Annotated in this window: 16 protein-coding genes; 6 read left to right on the top strand and 10 right to left on the bottom strand. The window is 73.2% G+C overall.

Annotated features, from left to right (window positions below; genetic code table 11):
• Positions 1-32: 32 nt before the first annotated feature.
• From M4D53_RS08330 to M4D53_RS08310, 5 genes are all read right to left on the bottom strand, one after another.
• Positions 33-797, bottom strand: a complete 765-nt coding sequence (locus tag M4D53_RS08330) for a sugar phosphate isomerase/epimerase family protein (RefSeq protein ID WP_259953388.1) — start codon at positions 795-797, stop codon at positions 33-35.
• 429 nt (positions 798-1,226) lie between these two features.
• Entirely contained in the window at positions 1,227-2,144 is a 918-nt protein-coding gene (locus M4D53_RS08325) for a sugar phosphate isomerase/epimerase family protein (protein ID WP_259953386.1), read from the bottom strand.
• Positions 2,141-3,361 (bottom strand): DUF993 family protein, encoded by a 1,221-nt coding sequence (locus M4D53_RS08320; RefSeq protein ID WP_259953384.1) that lies wholly within the window; start codon positions 3,359-3,361, stop codon positions 2,141-2,143. The genes M4D53_RS08325 and M4D53_RS08320 overlap by 4 nt, the downstream gene beginning before the upstream one ends.
• Entirely contained in the window at positions 3,358-4,527 is a 1,170-nt protein-coding gene (locus tag M4D53_RS08315) for a Gfo/Idh/MocA family protein (protein ID WP_187662457.1), read from the bottom strand. Before M4D53_RS08315 ends, M4D53_RS08320 begins: the two co-directional genes overlap by 4 nt.
• 102 nt (positions 4,528-4,629) lie before the next feature.
• Complete coding sequence (locus tag M4D53_RS08310) at positions 4,630-5,730, bottom strand: substrate-binding domain-containing protein (protein ID WP_259953381.1); 1,101 nt, start codon at positions 5,728-5,730, stop codon at positions 4,630-4,632.
• A gap of 186 nt (positions 5,731-5,916) precedes the next feature.
• Here M4D53_RS08310 and M4D53_RS08305 point away from each other — a divergent pair, with 186 nt between their 5' ends.
• Positions 5,917-6,930: a hydroxyacid dehydrogenase gene (locus tag M4D53_RS08305; protein WP_259953380.1), complete on the top strand. Its 1,014-nt coding sequence runs from the start codon at positions 5,917-5,919 to the stop codon at positions 6,928-6,930.
• Positions 6,927-8,885, top strand: a complete 1,959-nt coding sequence (locus M4D53_RS08300; RefSeq protein ID WP_259953378.1) for a DUF2264 domain-containing protein — start codon at positions 6,927-6,929, stop codon at positions 8,883-8,885. The genes M4D53_RS08305 and M4D53_RS08300 overlap by 4 nt, the downstream gene beginning before the upstream one ends.
• Positions 8,886-8,888: 3 nt before the next feature.
• Here the strand turns inward: M4D53_RS08300 and M4D53_RS08295 are convergent, their stop codons facing one another.
• On the bottom strand, positions 8,889-9,854 hold the full coding sequence (locus tag M4D53_RS08295) for a LacI family DNA-binding transcriptional regulator (RefSeq protein WP_259953424.1): 966 nt from the start codon (positions 9,852-9,854) through the stop codon (positions 8,889-8,891).
• 67 nt (positions 9,855-9,921) lie between these two features.
• Here M4D53_RS08295 and galT point away from each other — a divergent pair, with 67 nt between their 5' ends.
• From galT to galE, 3 genes are read left to right on the top strand one after another with little or no spacing between them, the layout of a single operon-like run.
• On the top strand, positions 9,922-11,148 hold the full coding sequence (gene galT, locus M4D53_RS08290; protein WP_396817757.1) for a galactose-1-phosphate uridylyltransferase: 1,227 nt from the start codon (positions 9,922-9,924) through the stop codon (positions 11,146-11,148).
• A complete protein-coding gene (gene galK, locus M4D53_RS08285) occupies positions 11,145-12,329 on the top strand; it encodes a galactokinase (RefSeq protein WP_259953374.1) in 1,185 nt (394 codons plus the stop codon). Before galT ends, galK begins: the two co-directional genes overlap by 4 nt.
• A gap of 46 nt (positions 12,330-12,375) precedes the next feature.
• Positions 12,376-13,353, top strand: a complete 978-nt coding sequence (gene galE, locus M4D53_RS08280) for a UDP-glucose 4-epimerase GalE (RefSeq protein WP_259953372.1) — start codon at positions 12,376-12,378, stop codon at positions 13,351-13,353.
• 2 nt (positions 13,354-13,355) lie between these two features.
• Here the strand turns inward: galE and M4D53_RS08275 are convergent, their stop codons facing one another.
• The 3 genes from M4D53_RS08275 to M4D53_RS08265 are packed head-to-tail and all read right to left on the bottom strand — an operon-like array spanning position 13,356 to position 16,772.
• Entirely contained in the window at positions 13,356-14,681 is a 1,326-nt protein-coding gene (locus M4D53_RS08275; protein ID WP_259953371.1) for an MFS transporter, read from the bottom strand.
• On the bottom strand, positions 14,678-15,607 hold the full coding sequence (locus M4D53_RS08270) for a polysaccharide deacetylase family protein (protein ID WP_259953369.1): 930 nt from the start codon (positions 15,605-15,607) through the stop codon (positions 14,678-14,680). Before M4D53_RS08270 ends, M4D53_RS08275 begins: the two co-directional genes overlap by 4 nt.
• Before the next feature lie 19 nt (positions 15,608-15,626).
• Positions 15,627-16,772: an ROK family protein gene (locus M4D53_RS08265; RefSeq protein ID WP_259953366.1), complete on the bottom strand. Its 1,146-nt coding sequence runs from the start codon at positions 16,770-16,772 to the stop codon at positions 15,627-15,629.
• 224 nt (positions 16,773-16,996) lie between these two features.
• Between M4D53_RS08265 and M4D53_RS08260 the strand changes: the two genes are divergently transcribed.
• Positions 16,997-17,524 (top strand): GNAT family N-acetyltransferase, encoded by a 528-nt coding sequence (locus M4D53_RS08260; RefSeq protein WP_259953364.1) that lies wholly within the window; start codon positions 16,997-16,999, stop codon positions 17,522-17,524.
• Between the two features lie 12 nt (positions 17,525-17,536).
• Here M4D53_RS08260 and M4D53_RS08255 read toward each other — a convergent pair whose 3' ends face one another.
• Positions 17,537-18,985: a gamma-aminobutyraldehyde dehydrogenase gene (locus M4D53_RS08255; protein ID WP_259953363.1), complete on the bottom strand. Its 1,449-nt coding sequence runs from the start codon at positions 18,983-18,985 to the stop codon at positions 17,537-17,539.
• Between the last annotated feature and the right edge of the window lie 33 nt (positions 18,986-19,018).

Below are 19,018 nucleotides of genomic sequence, written 5' to 3'. Positions count from 1 at the left end.
ACCGACGAGGACGGATCCGCTTCGAGGGACGCTCACGGCCGCCGTCCGAGAAAACCGAGCAGGGCGGCGGCCTCACCGGCGAGGAGCTCGGGGGCGTCGTCGGGCACGAACTCCAACAGGGCGTCACGCGGCGGGTGCGGGGTGGCGGCCGCTTCCGCGAAGAACCGTGTCCAGAGCGCGGACCTCGAGCGCAGCGGGTGCCGTTCGGTGCGCGGCCACCAGGAGAAGACATGAGCGGCGGAGACATGGGGGCTGAGCCGACGGAACTCCTCGAGCACCGCGGGGACGGCGGCGCCGACCGTGGGCTGCCAGTACGTCGACAGCATCGGGTGGTCGACCTCGTGCAGGAGCGCGAGGGTGGCCGGGGCGGTGTCGGCGAGCGTGCCGCCGTGGAACTCCAGGGCGAGCCCGATGCCGCGGGCAGCCGCCTCGACCGCCGCCGCGCGGAGCCGCGTCACGACGCGGGCACGCTCCTGCGCGGACACCTCCGCCGAGCCGTGACTCCCTGCCCACACCCGCACGCGGTCGGCTCCGAGGGCCGCGGCACTGTCGAGGACCGCGGTCAGCGACTCCTCCGATCCGGCGCGGAAGTACGACCCGTAGGACGCGACGGCGAGCCCGGCATCCGTGGTCATCCGCGCGACCTCCGCCGCGCGGCCGACCTCCCCCGGTGGCACATGCACGTCCCCGCCCCACTCGATCACGTCGAGACCCGCGGCGGCCGCGAGCGCGACGATCCTCTCCGGCGGCAGGGCACGGAACGTCACCGAGCACAGTCCCGCACGGATCCCCGTCATCCCGTCATCCTCTCAGTCCTCCCGATCTCCTTGGTCGGACGTCCCGGCCCGTTGACCCCCGGGCTCCTCGGTCGGACGTCCCGGCCCGTTCCGTTCCCCGTCCTCGAGTCCCACCTGCACGACCCCGTCCCGCCTGCACGACCGAAACCTAGGTCTGATCGTGCCCACGGACCCGGGTCGTGCAGGTGTCCCTCGTCGACCGACACACGACGACCGACACACGACGACGGGACTGGGACGATGGGACTGGGTCGGATACACGACCCGGGCACGTCGGGACGACCGACACCCGGGGACGGGCCGTGCATCCGGGAACGGCCCGTGCATCCGGGAACGGGTCGTGCATCCGGGACCACGCCGGGACTAAGGAGGGGCCGGAGACCGAGGGACCGGGACCAAGGAGGGACCGGGGATGGGGGTCACCGGGGCTCACAAGTGGGGGGCGACCGCCGTCGCGAAGGCCTCGGCCGTGCGCCGGACCACACGGGCCGGGTCGTCGGCCCAGACGTCGGCATGGAAGATCTCCACCTCGATGTCGCGGTCGTAGCCGGTGTCCTGCACCGCCCGCGTGAGGGTGCCGAAGTCGATCACTCCGTCCCCCGGATAGTGCCGGGAGAGCAGGGGGTCTGCGGCGAGGGGGGTCTTCCAGTCGCACACCTGATACGTGGCGATGCGGCCCTCCCGTCCGGCCCTGGCGATCTGGTCGAGCACCTGCGGATCCCACCAGATGTGGAACGTGTCGACCGCGGCACCGACCACGGCAGAGTCGAAGTCCGCGGCGATGTCGAGCGCCTGACCGAGGGTGGAGACCACGGCACGGTCGGAGGCGTACATCGGATGCAGCGGCTCGATCGCAAGGGTGACCCCGGCGGCGCGAGCGTCGTCCGCGAGGGCGCCGATGGCGTCGCGGACACGCTCACGCGCCCCGACGAGGTCACGCGACCCCTCGGGCAGACCGCCGGCGACGAGGACGAGCACCGCGGTCGAGCCCTCCGCACCGGCTGCCGCGAGGGTGGCCGTTTCCTCGATCGCTCGGCGGTTGTCGTCGAGCGCGGCGTCACGCTCCGGACCGGCCGGAAGCGTGAAGAAGCCCCCGCGGCAGTGCGTCGTGAAGCGCAGGCCGGAGTCGGTCAGCATGCGGGCGGCGACATCGAGTCCCACCGCCTGCACGGGCTCCCGCCACAGGCCGATGGCCTCGACCCCCGCCGCCGCCGTGACGCGCAGGGCCGTGGCGAGGTCCGCGTGCTTCACGGTGGCCTGGTTGATCGAGAGCCGCGGATGCGGCACGGTCCCGACGCCGGGTGTCCGGGACTCGCGCTCCGCCGCCAGGCTCCGGGGGGCGGTCATGCGTCCACCCCGTTCAGCCGGAGCAGGCCGTGCCATCGCTCCCGGGCGAGCTCCGGCCGCTCCAGGGCGAGCGCCCCGTTCGCCAGCTCGACGATGCGGCTGAGGTGCGGCAGGCTCCGCGCGGAATGCAGCCCCCCGACCATCTGGAACGCGGGCTGATGGCCGTTGAGCCAGGACAGGAAGGCGACCCCGGTCTTGTAGTAGTAGGTCGGTGCCGCGAACACCTGCCGACTCAACTCCTCCGTCGGGCCGAGGAGGTCGAGGTACCGCTCCGGGTCGTTCGCGTCGAGGGCCTGGATCGCGGCGGAGGCCACCGGGGCGAGCGCGGCGAACGCGCCGAGCAGCGCATCCGAGTGGCCGCGCGACGCGGACCCCTCGGGCGCGGCAGCCCCGGTCAGGCTGTCCCCGCCGATGAGGCCGACGTAGTGGAAGTCGTCGCCGGTGAACATGCGCACGCCCTCCGGCAGCCGCTCGCGCACCCACACCTCGGAGTCCGCGTCGAGCAGGCTCATCTTCACCCCGGCGACAGCGGCGCGGTTCTCGCCGATGATGTCGAGCAGCATCCCGGCGGCCTCCTGCCACGCGGGACCACCGCTCCCGGCGGGCGACGAGGGCGCGAAGTAGCCCGCGAGCTCCGGGTCGAACGCGGTGCCGAGCCAGTGCAGCACGACGGGGACCGACGCGCGGGAGAGCACCTCGCGGTAGACGCGGCGATAGTCGTCGGCGGTCTCCGCGACCCGAGCCAGGTGGCGCGAGGCCATGAGCACCGGCCCCGCCCCCTGCTCCTCGGCGAAGTGCAGCTGCTCGAGATAGGCGGCGATCACCTGATCGAGCGGGATGCGCTCCTCGTCGACATGATCGGTGTTGACCCCGACCACGACCGTGCCGCCCTCCTCGCGGGCGACCTCGGCGCTGCGGGCGATGAGCTCGCGCACCGCCGCCGCATCCAGCCCCATGTTGCGCTGCGCGGTGTCCATCGCGTCGGCGACGCCGAGACCCCACGAGTACACGTTGCGGCGGAACGCGAGGGTCGCATCCCAGTCGATGTCGGCCGGCTGCCCCGGGGTGTTGTCCGCGTGGACCTTCGGGACGACGTGCGCGGCGGCGTAGGCCACCCGGCTGCGGAGCGGGCCCTCCGGCCGCGTGACACCGGCGACCTCGCGGAGCTCCGTGTCGGCGGTGCGGCCGTCGGCGGCGAGCAGGCGGAGGGTGGTCATGCCTCGTCCAGGGTCAGGGGCTCGAGCACGATCTTGCGTCCCTCGGCGCTGGACGCGAGTCCGGCCTCGGCGAACTGGACCCCGCGCGCGCCGGCGAGCAGGTCGAACGGGTAGTCCGTCCCGAGGGCGAACGAGGTGAGGTATTCCTCCCACTGCTGCCGGAAGCCGTTCTGGAACACGTCGTTCGTCGGCACCTGCTGCCAGTCGGCGTCGTAGTCGTGGCTGTCCTCCAGGTCGGGGTTCCACACGGGCTTGGGCGTGGCGTTGCGGGGCTGGATCTTCGCACCGAACAGTCCGACGACCGCGGAGCCGTGCGTGCCGTCGACCTGGAACTCCACGAGCTCGTCGCGGTTCACCCGCACCGTCCACGAGGAGTTGATCTCGGCGATCGCCCCGCCGTCGAGCTCGAAGATGCCGTAGGCGGCGTCCTCGGCCGTGGCCGTATAGTGCTCGCCCTTCTCGTCCCAGCGGTCGGCGATGTGCACCGCGGCCTGCGCGTAGACGCTCTTGACCTCGCCGAACAGGTTCTCCAGGACGTAGTTCCAGTGCGGGAACATGTCGGTGATGATGCCGCCGCCGTCCTCGGTGCGGTAGTTCCAGCTCGGACGCTGCGCGGGCTGCCAGTCGCCCTCGAACACCCAGTAGCCGAACTCGCCGCGGACGGAGAGGATGCGGCCGAAGAAGCCCGAGTCGATGAGGCGCTTGAGCTTCTGCAGCCCCGGGAGGTAGAGCTTGTCGTGGACGACGCCGGTCTTCACACCGGCGTCGCGGGCGAGGCGGGCGAGCTCCAGAGCCTCGTCGAGCGACTCGGCCGTGGGCTTCTCGGTGTAGATCGCCTTGCCGGCGGCGATGGCCTTCCGGATCGCGGATGCCCGGGCCTTCGTGACGAGGAAGTCGGCGTAGATCTCCCACTGCGGGTCGGCGAGGGCCGCGTCCAGATCGGTCGTCCAGTCCTCGATGCCGTGCTTCGCCGCCAGTTCGGCCAGCTTGGCCTCGCTGCGTCCGACGAGGATCGGCCGCACGGTCACGCGGCTGCCGTCGGGGAGCTCGATCCCGCCGTCGTCACGGATCGCGAGGATCGACCGCACCAGGTGCTGCCGGTATCCCATGCGCCCGGAGACGCCGTTCATGATGATCCCGATCTCGCGGGTGGGGGCCTGTGCCATCTCGGTCCGTTCCTCTCGGTGGAAGCTGTCGGCGCTGACAGGAGAATGTTGGTAAGCGCTTTCCGAGATCATGGCATGAGACGCTCGACCTCGCAACCGCGCCTAACGCGGAGGGGCCGTGCTCGCCCGCACGTGCAGCGCCGGGGCGACCTCCACGCGCTCGGCGGGCCGGGTGGTCCCCTCGCGCAGCCGATCCCGGAGAAGCTCCACCGCGCGGCGTCCGACGTGCTGCTTGGGCGGCCGCAGCGCGGTGAGCGGAGGGGAGCCGTGCTCCGCGACCTCGTCGTCGTAGGCGATCAGGGAGAGGTCGTCGGGCAGCCGCCAGCCCGCATCCTGCAGATGCTGCTGGAGCAGGAGCGCCTGCGGGTCCGAGTGCACGAGCAGCGCGGTCGTGCCCGTGTCACGGATCTCGGCGAACACCGAGGAAACGACGTCCGCCTGCGCGGGCCCCTCCATCCGGTCCAGCGCCGCATCGCGATCCACGCCCACCGCGAGACCGAGCTCCGCGACCGCCCGCGACCAGCCCTGCCGGAGCCCGGCGGAGGTCGGCGACTGCGGCGACGTGAGGATCCCGACCCGCCGGTGTCCGAGCGCGGCGAGGTGCCCGGCGGCGAGCGCACCCCCGAACGCGTGGTCCGTCGCCACGGTCTGCATCCGGGTGAGGGCGAGCGCGGGCGGGGTCCGGCGCTCGACCAGCACGACGGGAACCGGGAGCGTGTCCAGCCACGAGAGCAGCGCGTGTCCGTCGGCGCCCTGCGTCTCGGGGGCCACGATGAGGCCGTGCACGGTTCCGGATTCCAGGAGCGCCGCGATCTGGCGACGCTGGTCCTGCGCGGCGTAACTGGCTCCGCGGAGCACGAGCTGCACCCCGGTCTCCACCCCGGCGCTCCGGGCGCCGACGACGACCTGCGGCCAGTAGTAGCTCAGCGACGGCACCACCATGCCGATGCGGAACTGCGGCCCGGGAAGGGCAGCGCGGGCGACGGTCGTGTCCAGCGCGCTCCGCAGCACTGCTCCCCCGTGCACCCTGGTCAGCAGTCCGCGGTCCGCCAGCGCGGTGATGTCGCGACGGATGGTGAGCTCGGCCACCCCGAAGTCACGGGCGAGCTCGGCGACGCGCACGGCGCCGGTACGGCGCAGCTCGTCCAGGATGCGCTCGCGGCGGGAGAGGCCGAAACGCGGGGTGGGACGCTCTTCGGTCACACGATCCTCCCGACGTGCCGCACATCTTCGAGGGTGATGCGGGGGATCAGCATCCGGCTGCCTTCCGTGTACGAGTGTGTTCGATCTGGATGGTTCCTGTTCGATCACGTTGCCTGGGCTCGAACGCACAGTCTTCACTGGAACGGCACGCTTCGGCAAGCGCATACCCGAGACCCGCGGAGACTCATGGCCCACCGACCGTTCACCATCGCCGCCCTCTCCACGGAGGCGTGGGACCTCGTGTTCGACGACGCTCGGCGCGCCCGTCTGCGGACGCTCGTGGCCCCCGGCACCCCGCTGCACACGCCCACGCTCGACGCGGCGGCCGCGGCCGACCGCGTGTCAGGGATCGAGGTGCTGGTGACGGGCTGGGGCGCCCCCCTCCTGGACGCGGCCCTGCTCGACCGGCTCCCCCGACTCCGCGCGGTGTTCCATGCGGCGGGGAGCGTGCGCGGCGTCGTGTCCGACGCCTTCTGGGAGCGCGACATCCTGCTCACGTCCGCCGCCGAGGCCAACGCGGCCCCCGTCGCCGAGTACACACTCGCGATGATCCTGCTCTCCGGCAAACGCGCCCTCCTCCCGCTCCGCGGGGACGACGCACAGCGCGACCTGCGCATCGGGCCCCGCGTCACCGGCCGCATCGGCAACCTCGACCGCACGGTGGGCATCGTCGGGTTCTCCCGCATCGGGCGCCGCGTCGTCGACCTGCTGCGGCCCTTCCCCGGACTGCAGGTGCTCGTCGCCGACCCGTACGCGGACGCCGAAGAGGTGGCCGCGGCGGGCGCACGGCTCGTCCCACTCCACGCCCTGCTCCCCGCCGTCGACCTGCTCTCCCTGCACGCACCGGCGCTGCCCGCGACGCGGGGGATGATCGGCCGCGCGCAGCTCGCGGCCCTGCACGACGGCGCCACCGTGCTCAACACCGCGCGCGGTGCCCTCCTCGATCACGACGCGCTGCTCGCGGAGTGCGCCTCCGGTCGCCTCGACGCGATCCTCGACGTCACCGATCCGGAGCCGCTTCCGCCCGACCACCCGCTGCTGCACCTGCCGAACGTCGCGGTCACCCCGCACCTCGCCGGCTCGCTCGGCACCGAGGCGCACCGGCTGGCCGACGCCGCCCTCGACGAGCTCGAGGCGTGGGTGGCCGGCCGTCCGCCTCGACACCCCGTGCACCGCGCCGACCTCGCGCACAGCGCATGACGATCCTCGCGCTGCCTCCGGAAGACCGGGCGCTCTCCCCGCACACGGGATGGACGCGCGCGCACCTGATGACGGTGGCCGATGCCATCCTCGACGGGGCCGCCCGTCATGCGAGCCCGGCGGGCGCGGGCATCCGGTACCCCGGCGCGCCTGGCGGCTTCGGCGCCGCGGTCGACGCGCTCGAGGGTTTCAGCCGCACGTTCCTGCTGGCCGCGTTCCGCATCGCCGGCGACCCACGCGGCACAGAGCCGTTGGCCGAGCGGTATGCCAGAGGGCTGGCGGCAGGTGTCGATCCGGCCGGTGCCGAACGGTGGCCGCGCCCCGACGAGGTCGACCAGGCGAAAGTCGAGGCCGCGGCGCTCGCCCTGGGTCTGCACCTCACCCGCGACACGGTGTGGGCGCGCCTGGACGACAGCGCCCGGACCCGCACCGTGGACTACCTGGCGGCCGTCGTCGGTGGGAGCCATCCGCCGAACAACTGGGCCTGGTTCCGGGTGCTCGTCGAGCAGTTCCTGGAGAGCGTCCGCGGGCCGTCCTCCGACGCGGACCGCGCAGCCGACTTCGCGCTGCTCGACGGCTTCGAGCGGGACGGCGGATGGAGCGCGGACGGCGCCGCGCGATCGTTCGACCACTACGCCGGCTGGGCGCTGTCCTTCTACCCGCTGCTCTGGGCGGACATGGTCGGCGAGGAGCCGCGCCACGCGGATCGCACCGCCCGGTATCGCCGGCGGCTGGACGCGTTCCTCGACGACGCGCTGCACCTCGTCGGCGCCGACGGAGGACCACTCATCCAGGGCCGCAGCCTCACCTACCGTTTCGCGACGGCCGCCGCGGCCGGGGTCGCGGCGTTCTCCGGCACCTCGCGGCACGACCCCGGCCTCCTGCGCCGGGCGGTGAGCGGTCAGGTCCGGCACTTCACCGACCGCGGTGCGCCGGATGCGACCGGAGTGCTGCCACTCGGCTGGCACGGCGCCTGGCGTCCGCTCGCCCAGGACTACTCCGGCCCCGGCTCTCCGTACTGGGCGGCGAAGGGTCTCCTGCCGCTCGCCCTGCCCGCGGCGCATCCGTTCTGGACGGCCGTCGAACAGCCCCTGCCGATCGATCGGGGTCCGTTCACCCGCGTCCTCATCGCCCCGGGGTGGCTCGCGACGGGTACCGCGGACGGCATCGTGCGTGTGGTCAACCACGGCACCGACCACCGGATGCCGGGTGCCCACCAGCCGGATGCGCCGTTGTACGCGAAGCTCGGGTACTCGACCGCGACCGCGCCCGTGCTCGCCGGCCCCGGAGTCCGTGATCCGCTCGACGGCACGGTCGCCGTGGTGCGTGGCGGCCGAGCGAGCCATCGCTCCGGCTTCGCGACCGGAGCGCTGCGGAAGGTCGACGACGCCGTGCTCGGCGGCTCCTCCGGCCCCGTGCACTGGCACGACGGCTTCCGCGCGGAGTTCGATGTCGGCGGAGGCGGCGCGGCCGCCGAGACCACGGTCGGCCCCATGGTCGACGTGATGTCGGCGCTCCGCGGACCGTGGGAGGTGCGGCTCGTGCGGGTCCGGGCGGGCGCGGGGACGGACGGGGTGATCCGCGACGGCGACGTCCTCCGCATCGGCGGCTGGGCGCTGTCCTCCCCGACGGTCGTCGAGACCGGCCCCGCGGCTGTCACCGCCGCCCTCGCCCTCGGCGGCGAGACGCAGAGCCGGGTCATCGGACTCCTCGGAGTCGACGGTGCGACCGCAGGGGCCCGACGGGAGCGGGACGCGACCCCGCTCGGCCCGGAGACCGCCACCCCGTGGCTCTCGGCGGCGGTGCGGCCGGACGTCTGGATGGCCGTCGGCGTGCTTCTCGGGAGTTCCCCCGGCGTGCCGCAGCTCGACCTGCAGGCAGGCGACGCGGCGGTGTCCTGGCCGGACGGTGCCACGACACGCTTCCGCCCCGAGGAGTTCCTTCCGCGGGGGTGAGCGTCAGGGGCGTGCCGTACTCGCGCGCTCGACGAGCCGAGTCGGCACCACCACGGGCGCGGCGGGATCGGTCGCCGCCGCGTCGCCCTCCACGGCGGCGATGAGCGCTGTGACCGCCCGCTGCGCGAGCGCCGGGAAGTCCTGGCGGATCGTCGTGAGCGGCGGGAGGAAGTTCGCCGCTTCCGCGATGTCGTCGAAGCCGACCACGCTGACGTCGCCGGGGACCGTGCGTCCGGATTCCGCCACCGCGCGCAGCAGCCCGAGCGCCATCTGGTCGTTGGCGCAGAACACCGCCGTCGCCTGGGCCAGGGCCGCCCCCGCGGCGAAGCCGGACTCCGCACTCCAATCCCCGCGCACGACCGCCGGAGGCGTGAGACCGGCAGCCGTCAGAGCCTCGCGCCACCCGCGCTCGCGCTCGGCGGCGGCGAACGACTCCGCCGGTCCCGCGAGGTGGTGGACGGTCTCATGCCCCGCGGCGAGCAGGTGGCGCGTGGCAGCCTCTGCTCCCGCGGCGTGATCGCTGTGCACCACGATCGCTCCGGCTCCTGCGGGAGCGTCCACGACGACAAGATGCAGCTCCGGCGGCAGAGTGGCGGCAGGGACCAGCGCCGAAGCCTCGTTCAGCACGAGGGCACCGTCGACGCCCTGGTCGGCGAGCCGGGCGAACGCCGCGTCCACGCCGTCCGCAGCCGTGACGACCGTGAGCGCATAGCCGCGTTCCGCCGCCGCCTCGGCCGTGGCCTGCAGCATCCGGGAGTTGCCGACCGTGGCCAGGGTGGTCACGACGAGACCGAGGGTGTGACTGCGACCGGTGCGCAGCGCCCGCGCGGCCCGGTGCGGCCGGTACCCCAGTTCGGTCATCGCGGCCTCGACCCGCGCCCGCGTCTGCGGGTCCACGCGCGGACTGCCGTTGACGACGCGGGAGACGGTCTGTCCGGAGACACCGGCTCGCGCCGCCACGGTCGCCATGGACACGCGAGCGGACACCGACGCCGACAGCTTCCGGGCCACGGGATCCTCCGTTCACAACTCCGTCATGTTGACGTTAGCACGCGGCCCGACCTACCATGTTGACGTGAACACGTCCAGATCTCCTGAGTTGCGCACGGAGCGTCTCGGCGCCGGTGTCGTCAAGCGCCCGACCACGCTCGCCGACGGCCGTGAGCTCATCTACTACGACGACCCGGAGACGACCCTCGGCGCGGAACGGTCGGTCGACGCCCGCACCCTTGCCCCTCGACCCGACACCGCGACCATGCGGCTCGACGTTCTCACGGGCGACTGGATCACCGTCGCCGCCAACCGCCAGAACCGCGTGATGATGCCGGGAGCCGACGCCGACCCGCTCGCGCCGCAGACGCCGGGGAATCCGTCCGAGGTGCCGTCCCGGTACGACGTGGCCGTGTTCGAGAACCGCTCCCCCGCATTCGGCCCCGCTCTCGCCGAGCCCGTCGGCACCGTCCCGGCGGCGACGAACCCCCCGCGCGGCCTCGACGACCTCGCGGCCCTCGGACTCGGGCGCACCCGCACCGCCGTCGGCCGCTGCGAGGTCGTGTGCTTCAGCCCCGAGCACTCCGGCTCCTTCGGCACCCAGACCGCGACCCGCGCCCGCACCGTGATCGAGGCCTGGGCCGACCGCACCGCCGCTCTGTCCTCCCTGCCCGGGATCCAGCAGGTCTTCCCGTTCGAGAACCGCGGCGAGGCGATCGGCGTGACCCTCCCCCACCCGCACGGGCAGATCTACGCATACCCCTATGTGACCCCGCGCACCGCCCGGGTGCTGGACGCCGTCGACCGCACCGCACCCGACCTCTTCGCCCGCATCCTCGCGGAGGAGCAGGCCTCCGAGCGGGTGGTGTTCCGCGGCGAGCACTGGACCGCGTTCGTGCCCTTCGCGGCGCGGTGGCCGCTCGAGGTGCACCTCATGCCGCATCGGCACGTGCCCGACCTCGCCGAGACCACGGCGGAGGAGCGCGACGAGCTCGCCCCGCTCTACCTCCGTCTCCTCCGCGGCGTCGACGCGCTCTACGACAGCCCCACCCCGTACATCGCCGCGTGGCACCAGGCTCCGGTCCACGTCGGCCGCGAGAGCGTGCGTCTGCACTTGCAGCTCACGAGCCCCCGCCGCGCCGCCGACAAGCTCAAGTTCCTCGCGGGCTCCGAGGCCGCGATGTGGGCCTGGGCCGCCGAGGTCGCCCCCGAGCAGGGGGCCGCCCGACTCCGCGAGGCGCTCGCTCGCGTCGACCAGGAAGCCTCCGCATGACCTCCGCACACGACGCCGCCGTCGACCTCTTCGCCGCCCTCGCCGGGCGCACGCCGGACGGCGTCTGGTCGGCCCCGGGGCGCGTGAACCTCATCGGCGAGCACACCGACTACAACGACGGCTTCGTGCTGCCGTTCGCGATCCCGCAGCGCACGGTCGCCGCCGTCGGCCGCCGTGCCGACCGGCGGCTCCGCGTCGCCTCGACCTTCGCGGACGAGCCGGTCGAGATCGCTCTCGACGACCTCGACCGTCTCTTCCCCACCCCGCCGGGCACGGCGCCCGCGGTGCCGGAGTGGGCTGCGTACCCGCTCGGCGTCGCCTGGGCGCTCCGCGCGACCGCCCCCGCGGCCACGGTCTCCGGCCTGGACATCGCGATCGCCTCCGACGTCCCGGTCGGGGCCGGGCTCTCGTCGTCCGCCGCGATCGAGGGCGCGACGGCCACGGCACTGAACGAGCTCTGGGACGCCGGCCTCGATGCCGTCGCCCTCGCCCGGATCGGACGCACGGCGGAGAACGAGGCCGTCGGCGCGCCCACCGGCATCATGGACCAGATGGCCTCGATGCTCGGGGAGCCCGACGCCGCGATCTTCCTCGACTGCCGCTCTCTCGCCGCCGACGTCGTGCCGCTGGGCATGGCCGACGCCGGCCTCGCGGTGCTCGTGATGGACACCCGCGTCACGCACGCGCACTCCACCGGCGGCTACCGGGAACGCCGCGCCGCCTGCGAACGCGGAGCCGCGATCCTCGGAGTGCCCGCGCTGCGCGACGTCGCCGTGGCCGACCTCGCCCGCGCCGAGAGCCTGATGGACGACATGACCTTCCGCCGCGTGCGCCACATCGTCACGGAGAACCAGCGCGTGCGGGACACGGTGGCGACGCTGCGCACCGCGGGCGCACGCGGCATCGGCGACCTCCTCGTCGCGTCCCACGCGTCGATGCGCGACGACTTCGAGATCTCGACGCCGGAGCTCGACGCCGCGGTGGAGACCGCCCTCACCTCAGGGGCGGTGGGTGCGCGCATGACCGGCGGCGGCTTCGGCGGTGCCGCGATCGCCCTCGTCGACCGCGGTGCCGTGCCTCACCTCGCCGACGCGGTGCGGGGGCGGTTCGCCGCCGAGGGCTTCGTCGCCCCGCACCTGTTCGAGGTCAGCCCGTCCGCAGGTCCGCGCCGCGACGCCTGACACAATGAAGGGTCGAGCCGCCACCGCCGCGGCAGGAGAGGAACGCATGTCCTGGATCGTCACCGGCGGCGCCGGCTACATCGGTGCCCACGTCGTCCGCGCTCTCGCAGAGGCCGGTCTCTCCCCCGTCGTCCTGGACGACCTCTCCAGCGGCGTCGCCTCCTTCGTGCCGGAGGGCGTGCCCTTCGTGCAGGGCAGCATCCTCGACCGCGCCCTCGTCGAGGAGACCCTGCGCACGCACGAGGCGGAGGGCGTGATCCACGTCGCGGGCTACAAGTACGCCGGCGTCTCGGTCCAGCGCCCGCTGCACACCTACGCCCAGAACGTCGAGGGGACGCGGATCATCCTCGAGGCGATGGCGGCGGCGGGCGTCGCGAACATCGTCTTCTCCTCTTCGGCGGCCGTGTTCGGAACCCCGGACGTCTCCCTCGTCGTCGAGGACACCGCCAAGAGGCCCGCGAGCCCCTACGGCGAGTCGAAGCTCATCGGCGAATGGCTGCTCCGCGACCAGGCGATCGCCACCGCCGACTCCGACCGCCCGCTGCGTCACACCTCGCTGCGGTACTTCAACGTCGTCGGCTCGGCCGACCCGTCGGTCTACGACGTCAGCCCGCACAACCTCTTCCCCATCGTCTTCGAGGCGCTGATCGAGGGCCGCACCCCGAAGATCTTCGGCGACGACTACGACACCCCTGACGGCACGAACGTGCGCGACTACGTGCACGTCGGCGACATCGCCGCCGCCCACGTCGCCGCAGCGCAGCGCCTGGCCTCCGGCGCACCGATCGAGCCCGCGTACAACCTCGGCTCCGGCGACGGCCTCAGCGTGAAGCAGATCATGGATGCGGTCGCCCGCGTCACCGGCATCGACTTCACCCCCGAGGTCGGCCCTCGCCGCCCCGGCGACCCGGATCGGATCGTGGCGACCGGTGAGCTCGCGGCCCGCGACCTCGACTGGACCATGCGCTACACCGTCGACGAGATGGTGCGCACGGGCTGGGAGGCCCGCCGCGCCGCCGGCTGACCTCAGAGGTCGCGCGTGCGGATGGGGTAGAGCCAGAAGCACAGCCACCCGACGGCGGTGAACGCCAGGGGGATGACCGCCAGCATCAGCCGGATGCCGCCGTCGACGGCCTCCGGCTGCGCGTCGCCGAGCCCGGCGTCGAAGCCCGTCGCGGTCAGCACAGCCGCGGCGACGATCGCCTGGAGGACCACGGAGCCGCGCACGACGAACCCGTTCACGCCGAAGTACGCACCCTCGCGACGGTGGCCCGTGCGATGCGCGTCGTCGTCGATGATCTGGGCGAGCACGACCTCGAGGAGCTGCAGCAGCCCGCCGACGCCGACGCCGACCGCCACCCCGACGAGAGCCGCCGCCCCCACCGAGGTCGGGACCAGGTAGCCGAGCACCGCGACCCCGAACACCGCGACGCTCCACAGCAGCGCCGTGCGCGGGGAGGTGCGCCGGACCACCGCGCTCCACAGCACGATCGACGGGATGGCCGTGAGGAAGATGGCGCCGAGCAGGAGGCTGCCCTCGCCCTCGGCCGCCCCCAGCGAGTAGCGGACGTAGAACGGGACGGCGGCGAGGATCACGGCGATCGAGGTCTGCACGCAGAGCGAGCCCAGCACGTACGGCACGAAGGCGCGGTTGCGGAACGTGTAGACGAGCTGGTCCCGCCAGCGCATGGCCTCGGAGGCGACCTCGGGCACCCGGCGCTCGATCATCCCGCCGAGGAACGACCAGGCGAGCAGCACGAGACAGACGCCGGACAGCACGAGGGCCATCCCGGGCCAGCCGATCGCGTCGTAGAGCGCGGGGGCTCCTGCCGTGCCGAGCACCATGCCGAGGATCGCGAAGATCTGCCGCGGCACGTTCCCGCGGGCGCGCTCCTCCGTGGTGCGGAAGATCTCCGGGAACAGCGCCGAGATGTTCAGCACCACCACGACGAAGGCGATGTCGTAGACCGCGACGACCACGAGGAACCACACGATGAGCCCGGCCGCCGGGAGCGCGGGCGGCATCCAGACGAGGGCGAACGCGACGACGAGCGGCACGATGCCGAGCCCGATCCACGGGATGCGGCGGCCCCACGGCGTGCGGATCCGGTCGGAGAGCGCCCCGACGACAGGGTTGAGCGCCGCGTTGAGGATGCCGTGGGCGATCATCGCCGCCGCCACCCACCCCGCGGGGACGGCGAGGTGCGAGACGTAGAAGTACACGACGAACGCCGAGAACGTCTGCGTCATCAGCTGCGTCGGGAACCCGGAGGCTCCGAAGGCGATGGTCTGGGAGCGGGTGGGAGCGGCGTCGAGACGGCGGTCGCGCAGCCGTTCGCCGAGCGCCGTCACCGGGCGTCTCCGCGCTGCAGCTCCCGCAGCGCGCGCCAGCCGACGCGGACCAGGCCCTCCTCGGCGATCGTCTGCTGCACGAGGGGATCGTCGAGCAGCCGCAGCTCGTAGCCGCGCTTGGCCGCCGCGAAGTCCACCGCGGCGCGCAGCTCCTCACCGTCGGCCATCGGGTGCAGGTAGATCTCGGTGACCCCGGGCGGGACGGCGCGCAGCACCGCGAGGAACCCGTCTCGCACCTGTTCGTACGACTCCTCATCGGCGGTGCCCTCGCCGCGCAGCTCGAACGGGTGCGTCCAGAGCCGATCGACGATCTCCACGCCGAACGCATCCGCCACCGCCGCCGCCTCGGTGAGCTTCGCCTGCAGCATCGGATCGGCGTCCGCTCCCTCCATCTCGCGGGGCAGGCGGAACGGGAGCCCGTGCCGCGCGGCGAGCTCCAAGACGGCGCGCAGGAAGTCCCGGCCGGTCAGCAGCCCGTAGACGGAGCCCATGTGGTTGTCGAGGTGGGTCACGTCGACGCCGGCATCGAGCGCCGCCTGCAACTGCGCGGCGATCTCGGCGGCGACATCCTCCTCCGACGCGTGCTGCTCCACGGTCGCGACGTCGGCGGGGAAGAAGCCGTCGGCGTCGACGAGGGTCGACGAGCCCGCGGTGAGCGGACGCCACCGGTATCGGCGCCACTCGCTCGTGAGGACGAGGTGCACGCCCACGTCGAGGTCCGGGTGCGCGGCGGCGAAGGCGAGTGCTTCCGGGGACCAGGCACAGGGCACCATCACCGTCGCCGAGTCGATCCGGTCACGCGCCAGGAGTCCGGAGATCGCCGCGTTCGCGGCATGGCACATCCCGAAGTCGTCGGCGTTGAGGATGACCGCCCTGGCACCGGACGGCAGCCCGAGTCGGTCGGCGAGAGCGGAGGAGGCGGTCATGGCGTGTCCTGTCGGGCGGTCAGCGGCCGGTGGCGGGTGCGCGGGAGGGTGTGAGGATCCGGGTGAAGACGTCGGCGCGGAGCGCGGAGGCCGCCTCACCCACAGCTCCGACGAGCGGCGCCTCCGGACCGAACGCCGAGGCGAGGAAACGGAGCGGCAGCTGCGCGGCGAACTCGTCCGCGACCCGCTCGATCGCATCCAGGAGCGCCGGGTGCACCGCCTCCCCGCCGAGGATGAAGGCCTCGGGATCGAGCACGAGGGCGACGCTGCCCGCCGCGAGGAAGAGCCGTCGTCCGATCTCCGCGACGAGGGCCTGCGCCGCCTCGTCTCCGCGTTGCGCCGCCTCCAGGTGGGCGAGGAAAGGCGCGTCGACATCCAGTCCGAGCCCGAGGGCGAGGTCGCGCACCACCGCGGCGCCCGCGACCGGGGCGCCGATGGGCACCGGCGTCTGCGGGAGGTACATCACCTCGCCCGCCACTCCCGAGAACCCGCGATGCAGCGCCCCGTCGATCACGATGCCGGCGCCGAGGTCGTCGTCGAGCAGCAGGAGCGCGAAACTCGCGAGGTCGATGCCGACGCCGGTGGTCGACTCGGCGAGCGCGGCGAGGTTGACGTCGTTCTCGACGCGGACCGGGCAGTCGAGGGCTGCCGCGAGAGCCGAGCGGAAGGCGCCGCCGTCCGGCCCCTGGTCGTCGCGGATCGCGCCGTCCGACGCGACGATGCCGGGCACTCCGACGACGGCGAGGTGGAGCGCGCCCTTCACGGATCGGCGGCAGGCCGCGACGAGGGCGGCGATGTGCGCGACCCGGTCCTCGCCCGCGGGGAAGGCGCCGTGCCGTTCGGTTCTGATGGTGCCGGTCGCGTCGACGAGGACGACGTGGGCGGCGTGATGGTCCACGTGCACGGCCGCCGCGACCCCGAGGGCGGGGTGCAGAGCGACCCGGCCCGCCGCCGGTCCGCGGGTGTCGCGGTCGACCCCGGCCGCAGTGACGGCTCCCGCGGCGTCGAGCATCCGCAGTACCTGGGTCACGGCCGTGCGGGAGAGGCCGGTCGCCGCCATGAGCTCGGCCCGGGTCTGCGGTCCGCTCCGGGCGAGGCGCTCGAGGATCGCGCGGCCGTTGAGCGTGCGGAGCAGGGTCTGCGGTCCTGCGAGGGGTCGTGACATGCGGCGGAACCTCTGGGGGGTCGATTCTCGTGCGGAGTCGGTGCCCGCCAGCCTGCCACATCGCGTCGCACCCGTCGACCCGTCCTTCCCGGCTGCGTCGCCTGCACGACCCGGGCGCGGTCGCACGACGAATCCCGGGATTCCTCCCCACAGACGCACCCGTGTCGTGCAGGTGTGACCGGGGAACCCGGAAGGACGTCGGCGGGCCCGCATAGGGTGGAGGGATGACGCCCCTGGTGATCCGAGACGCCGTCGCCGACGATGCCGAGGCCGTGGCCGGAGTGCACGTGCGGTCGTGGCAGGCGGCCTACGAGGGCCTCATCGACCAGGAGGTGCTGGACGGGCTGTCCGTCTCGGAACGGGCCGACGGGTGGCGCCGCATCTTCGCCGATCCGCTGCCCACGAGCCTCGGGACCCTGGTGGCCGAGCGTGAAGGCACCGTCGTCGGCTGGGCCTCGTTCGGCTCCGGTCGCGACCCCGACGGCCTGGACGACGCCGAGTTGTACGGCATCTACGCCGACCCGACCGCGTGGTCGACGGGGGCGGGGCATGCCCTCCTCGACGCGGCCGAGCAGCGCATGATCGATGCCGGCCACACCCGCGCCTACCTCTGGGTCCTCGACGGCAACGACCGCGCCGACGGCTTCTACGCCCGGCACGGGTGGGAGCTCGACGGGGCCACGAAGATCGATCAGCGCCCGCAGTTCACGCTCCGGGAGCACCGCCGCGTCAAGCTCCTCGCCCTGCGCTGAACGACCGCCGCGTCAGTCGAGCGCGCTCATCACGTGCTTGATCCGGGTGTAGTCGTCGAAGCCGTACTGCGACAGGTCCTTCCCGTATCCGGAGTGCTTGAACCCGCCGTGCGGCATGTCCGACACGAACGGGATGTGGGTGTTGATCCAGACGCACCCGAAGTCGAGATCCCGGGAGAAGCGCATGGCGCGGGCATGATCGTGGGTCCACACCGACGCGGCGAGCGCGTACGGCACGCCGTTCGCCATCGCGAGCGCCTCCTCCTCGGTATCGAAGGGCTGCACGGTGAGCACGGGTCCGAAGATCTCGCCCTGCACGACCTCGTCGTCCTGCTGCACGCCGGTCACGATGGTCGCCTCCCAGAAGTAACCGCGGTCGCCCTGCCGCCTCCCACCGGTGGCGATGGTCGCGTGCGCCGGAAGCCGGTCGATGAAGCCCTGCACTTGAGCGAGCTGGGCCGCGCTGCTCAGCGGCCCGTACAGCACGCCCTCTTCGTCCGGCACCCCGGTCCGCGCGTGCGTGCGGGTCCGCTCCACCAGTGCGGCGACGAGCTCGTCGTGCACCGACGCGTGCACGAGCACCCGGGTCGCCGCGGTGCAGTCCTGACCCGCGTTGAAGAAGGCCCCGGTGACGATGCCCTCGACCGCCTTCTCGATCGACGCGTCCGGGAAGACGATCGCGGGCGCCTTGCCGCCGAGCTCCAGGTGCACGCGCTTGACGTCGTCGGCCGCGGAGCGGGCCACGGCCATCCCCGCGCGCACCGAGCCGGTGATCGCCACCATCTGCGGTGTCGGATGCTCGACGAGGGCCGCTCCGGTCTCGCGGTCGCCGAGCACGACGTTGAGGGTGCCCGCGGGGGTGTGCGCGGCGACGATCTCCGCGAGCAGCAGCGTGGTGAGCGGCGTGGACTCGGCCGGCTTCAGCACGACGGTGTTGCCGGCGGCGAGCGCGGGAGCGATCTTCCACACCGCCATGTTCAGGGGGTAGTTCCACGGCGTCACCTGCCCGATCACGCCGATCGGCTCCCGGCGCACGAAGGAGGTGTGCCCGGGGAGGTACTCCGCGGCGGCTCGACCCTCGAGGCTCCGCGCGGCCCCGGCGAAGAACCGCAGCTGGTCCACCGACTGCAGGATCTCGTCGGCGACGAGCGTCGCCCGCGGCTTGCCGGTGTCCTTCGACTCGAGGTCGGCGAACTCCTCGGCCCGCGCGGCCATGTCCTCGGCGATGCGGAACAGGGCGAGCTGGCGCGCAGACGGCGGGGTGTCCCGCCAGGTCGGGAACGCCGCCGCGGCCGCGGCATACGCGGCATCCACGTCGGTGCGGTCGGAGATCGGGATCTCGCCGTAGGCTTCCTCCGTCACCGGATCGATGAGCGGCAGGCGCCCGCTCCCCGATGCGGTGACGGCGCGACCGCCGATGAAGTTCTGCAGGGGCACGGTCATCGTCGACGGTGAGGACATAGCGCCATGGTAGCCATCCGAGCGCGGAATCTG

This window comes from Microbacterium meiriae, from assembly GCF_025143875.1.
GTDB classification, from domain to species: Bacteria; Actinomycetota; Actinomycetes; order Actinomycetales; family Microbacteriaceae; genus Microbacterium; species Microbacterium meiriae.
The sequence above is the reverse complement of the archived record's forward strand: the minus strand, read 5'-3'. Positions and strand labels throughout refer to the sequence as shown.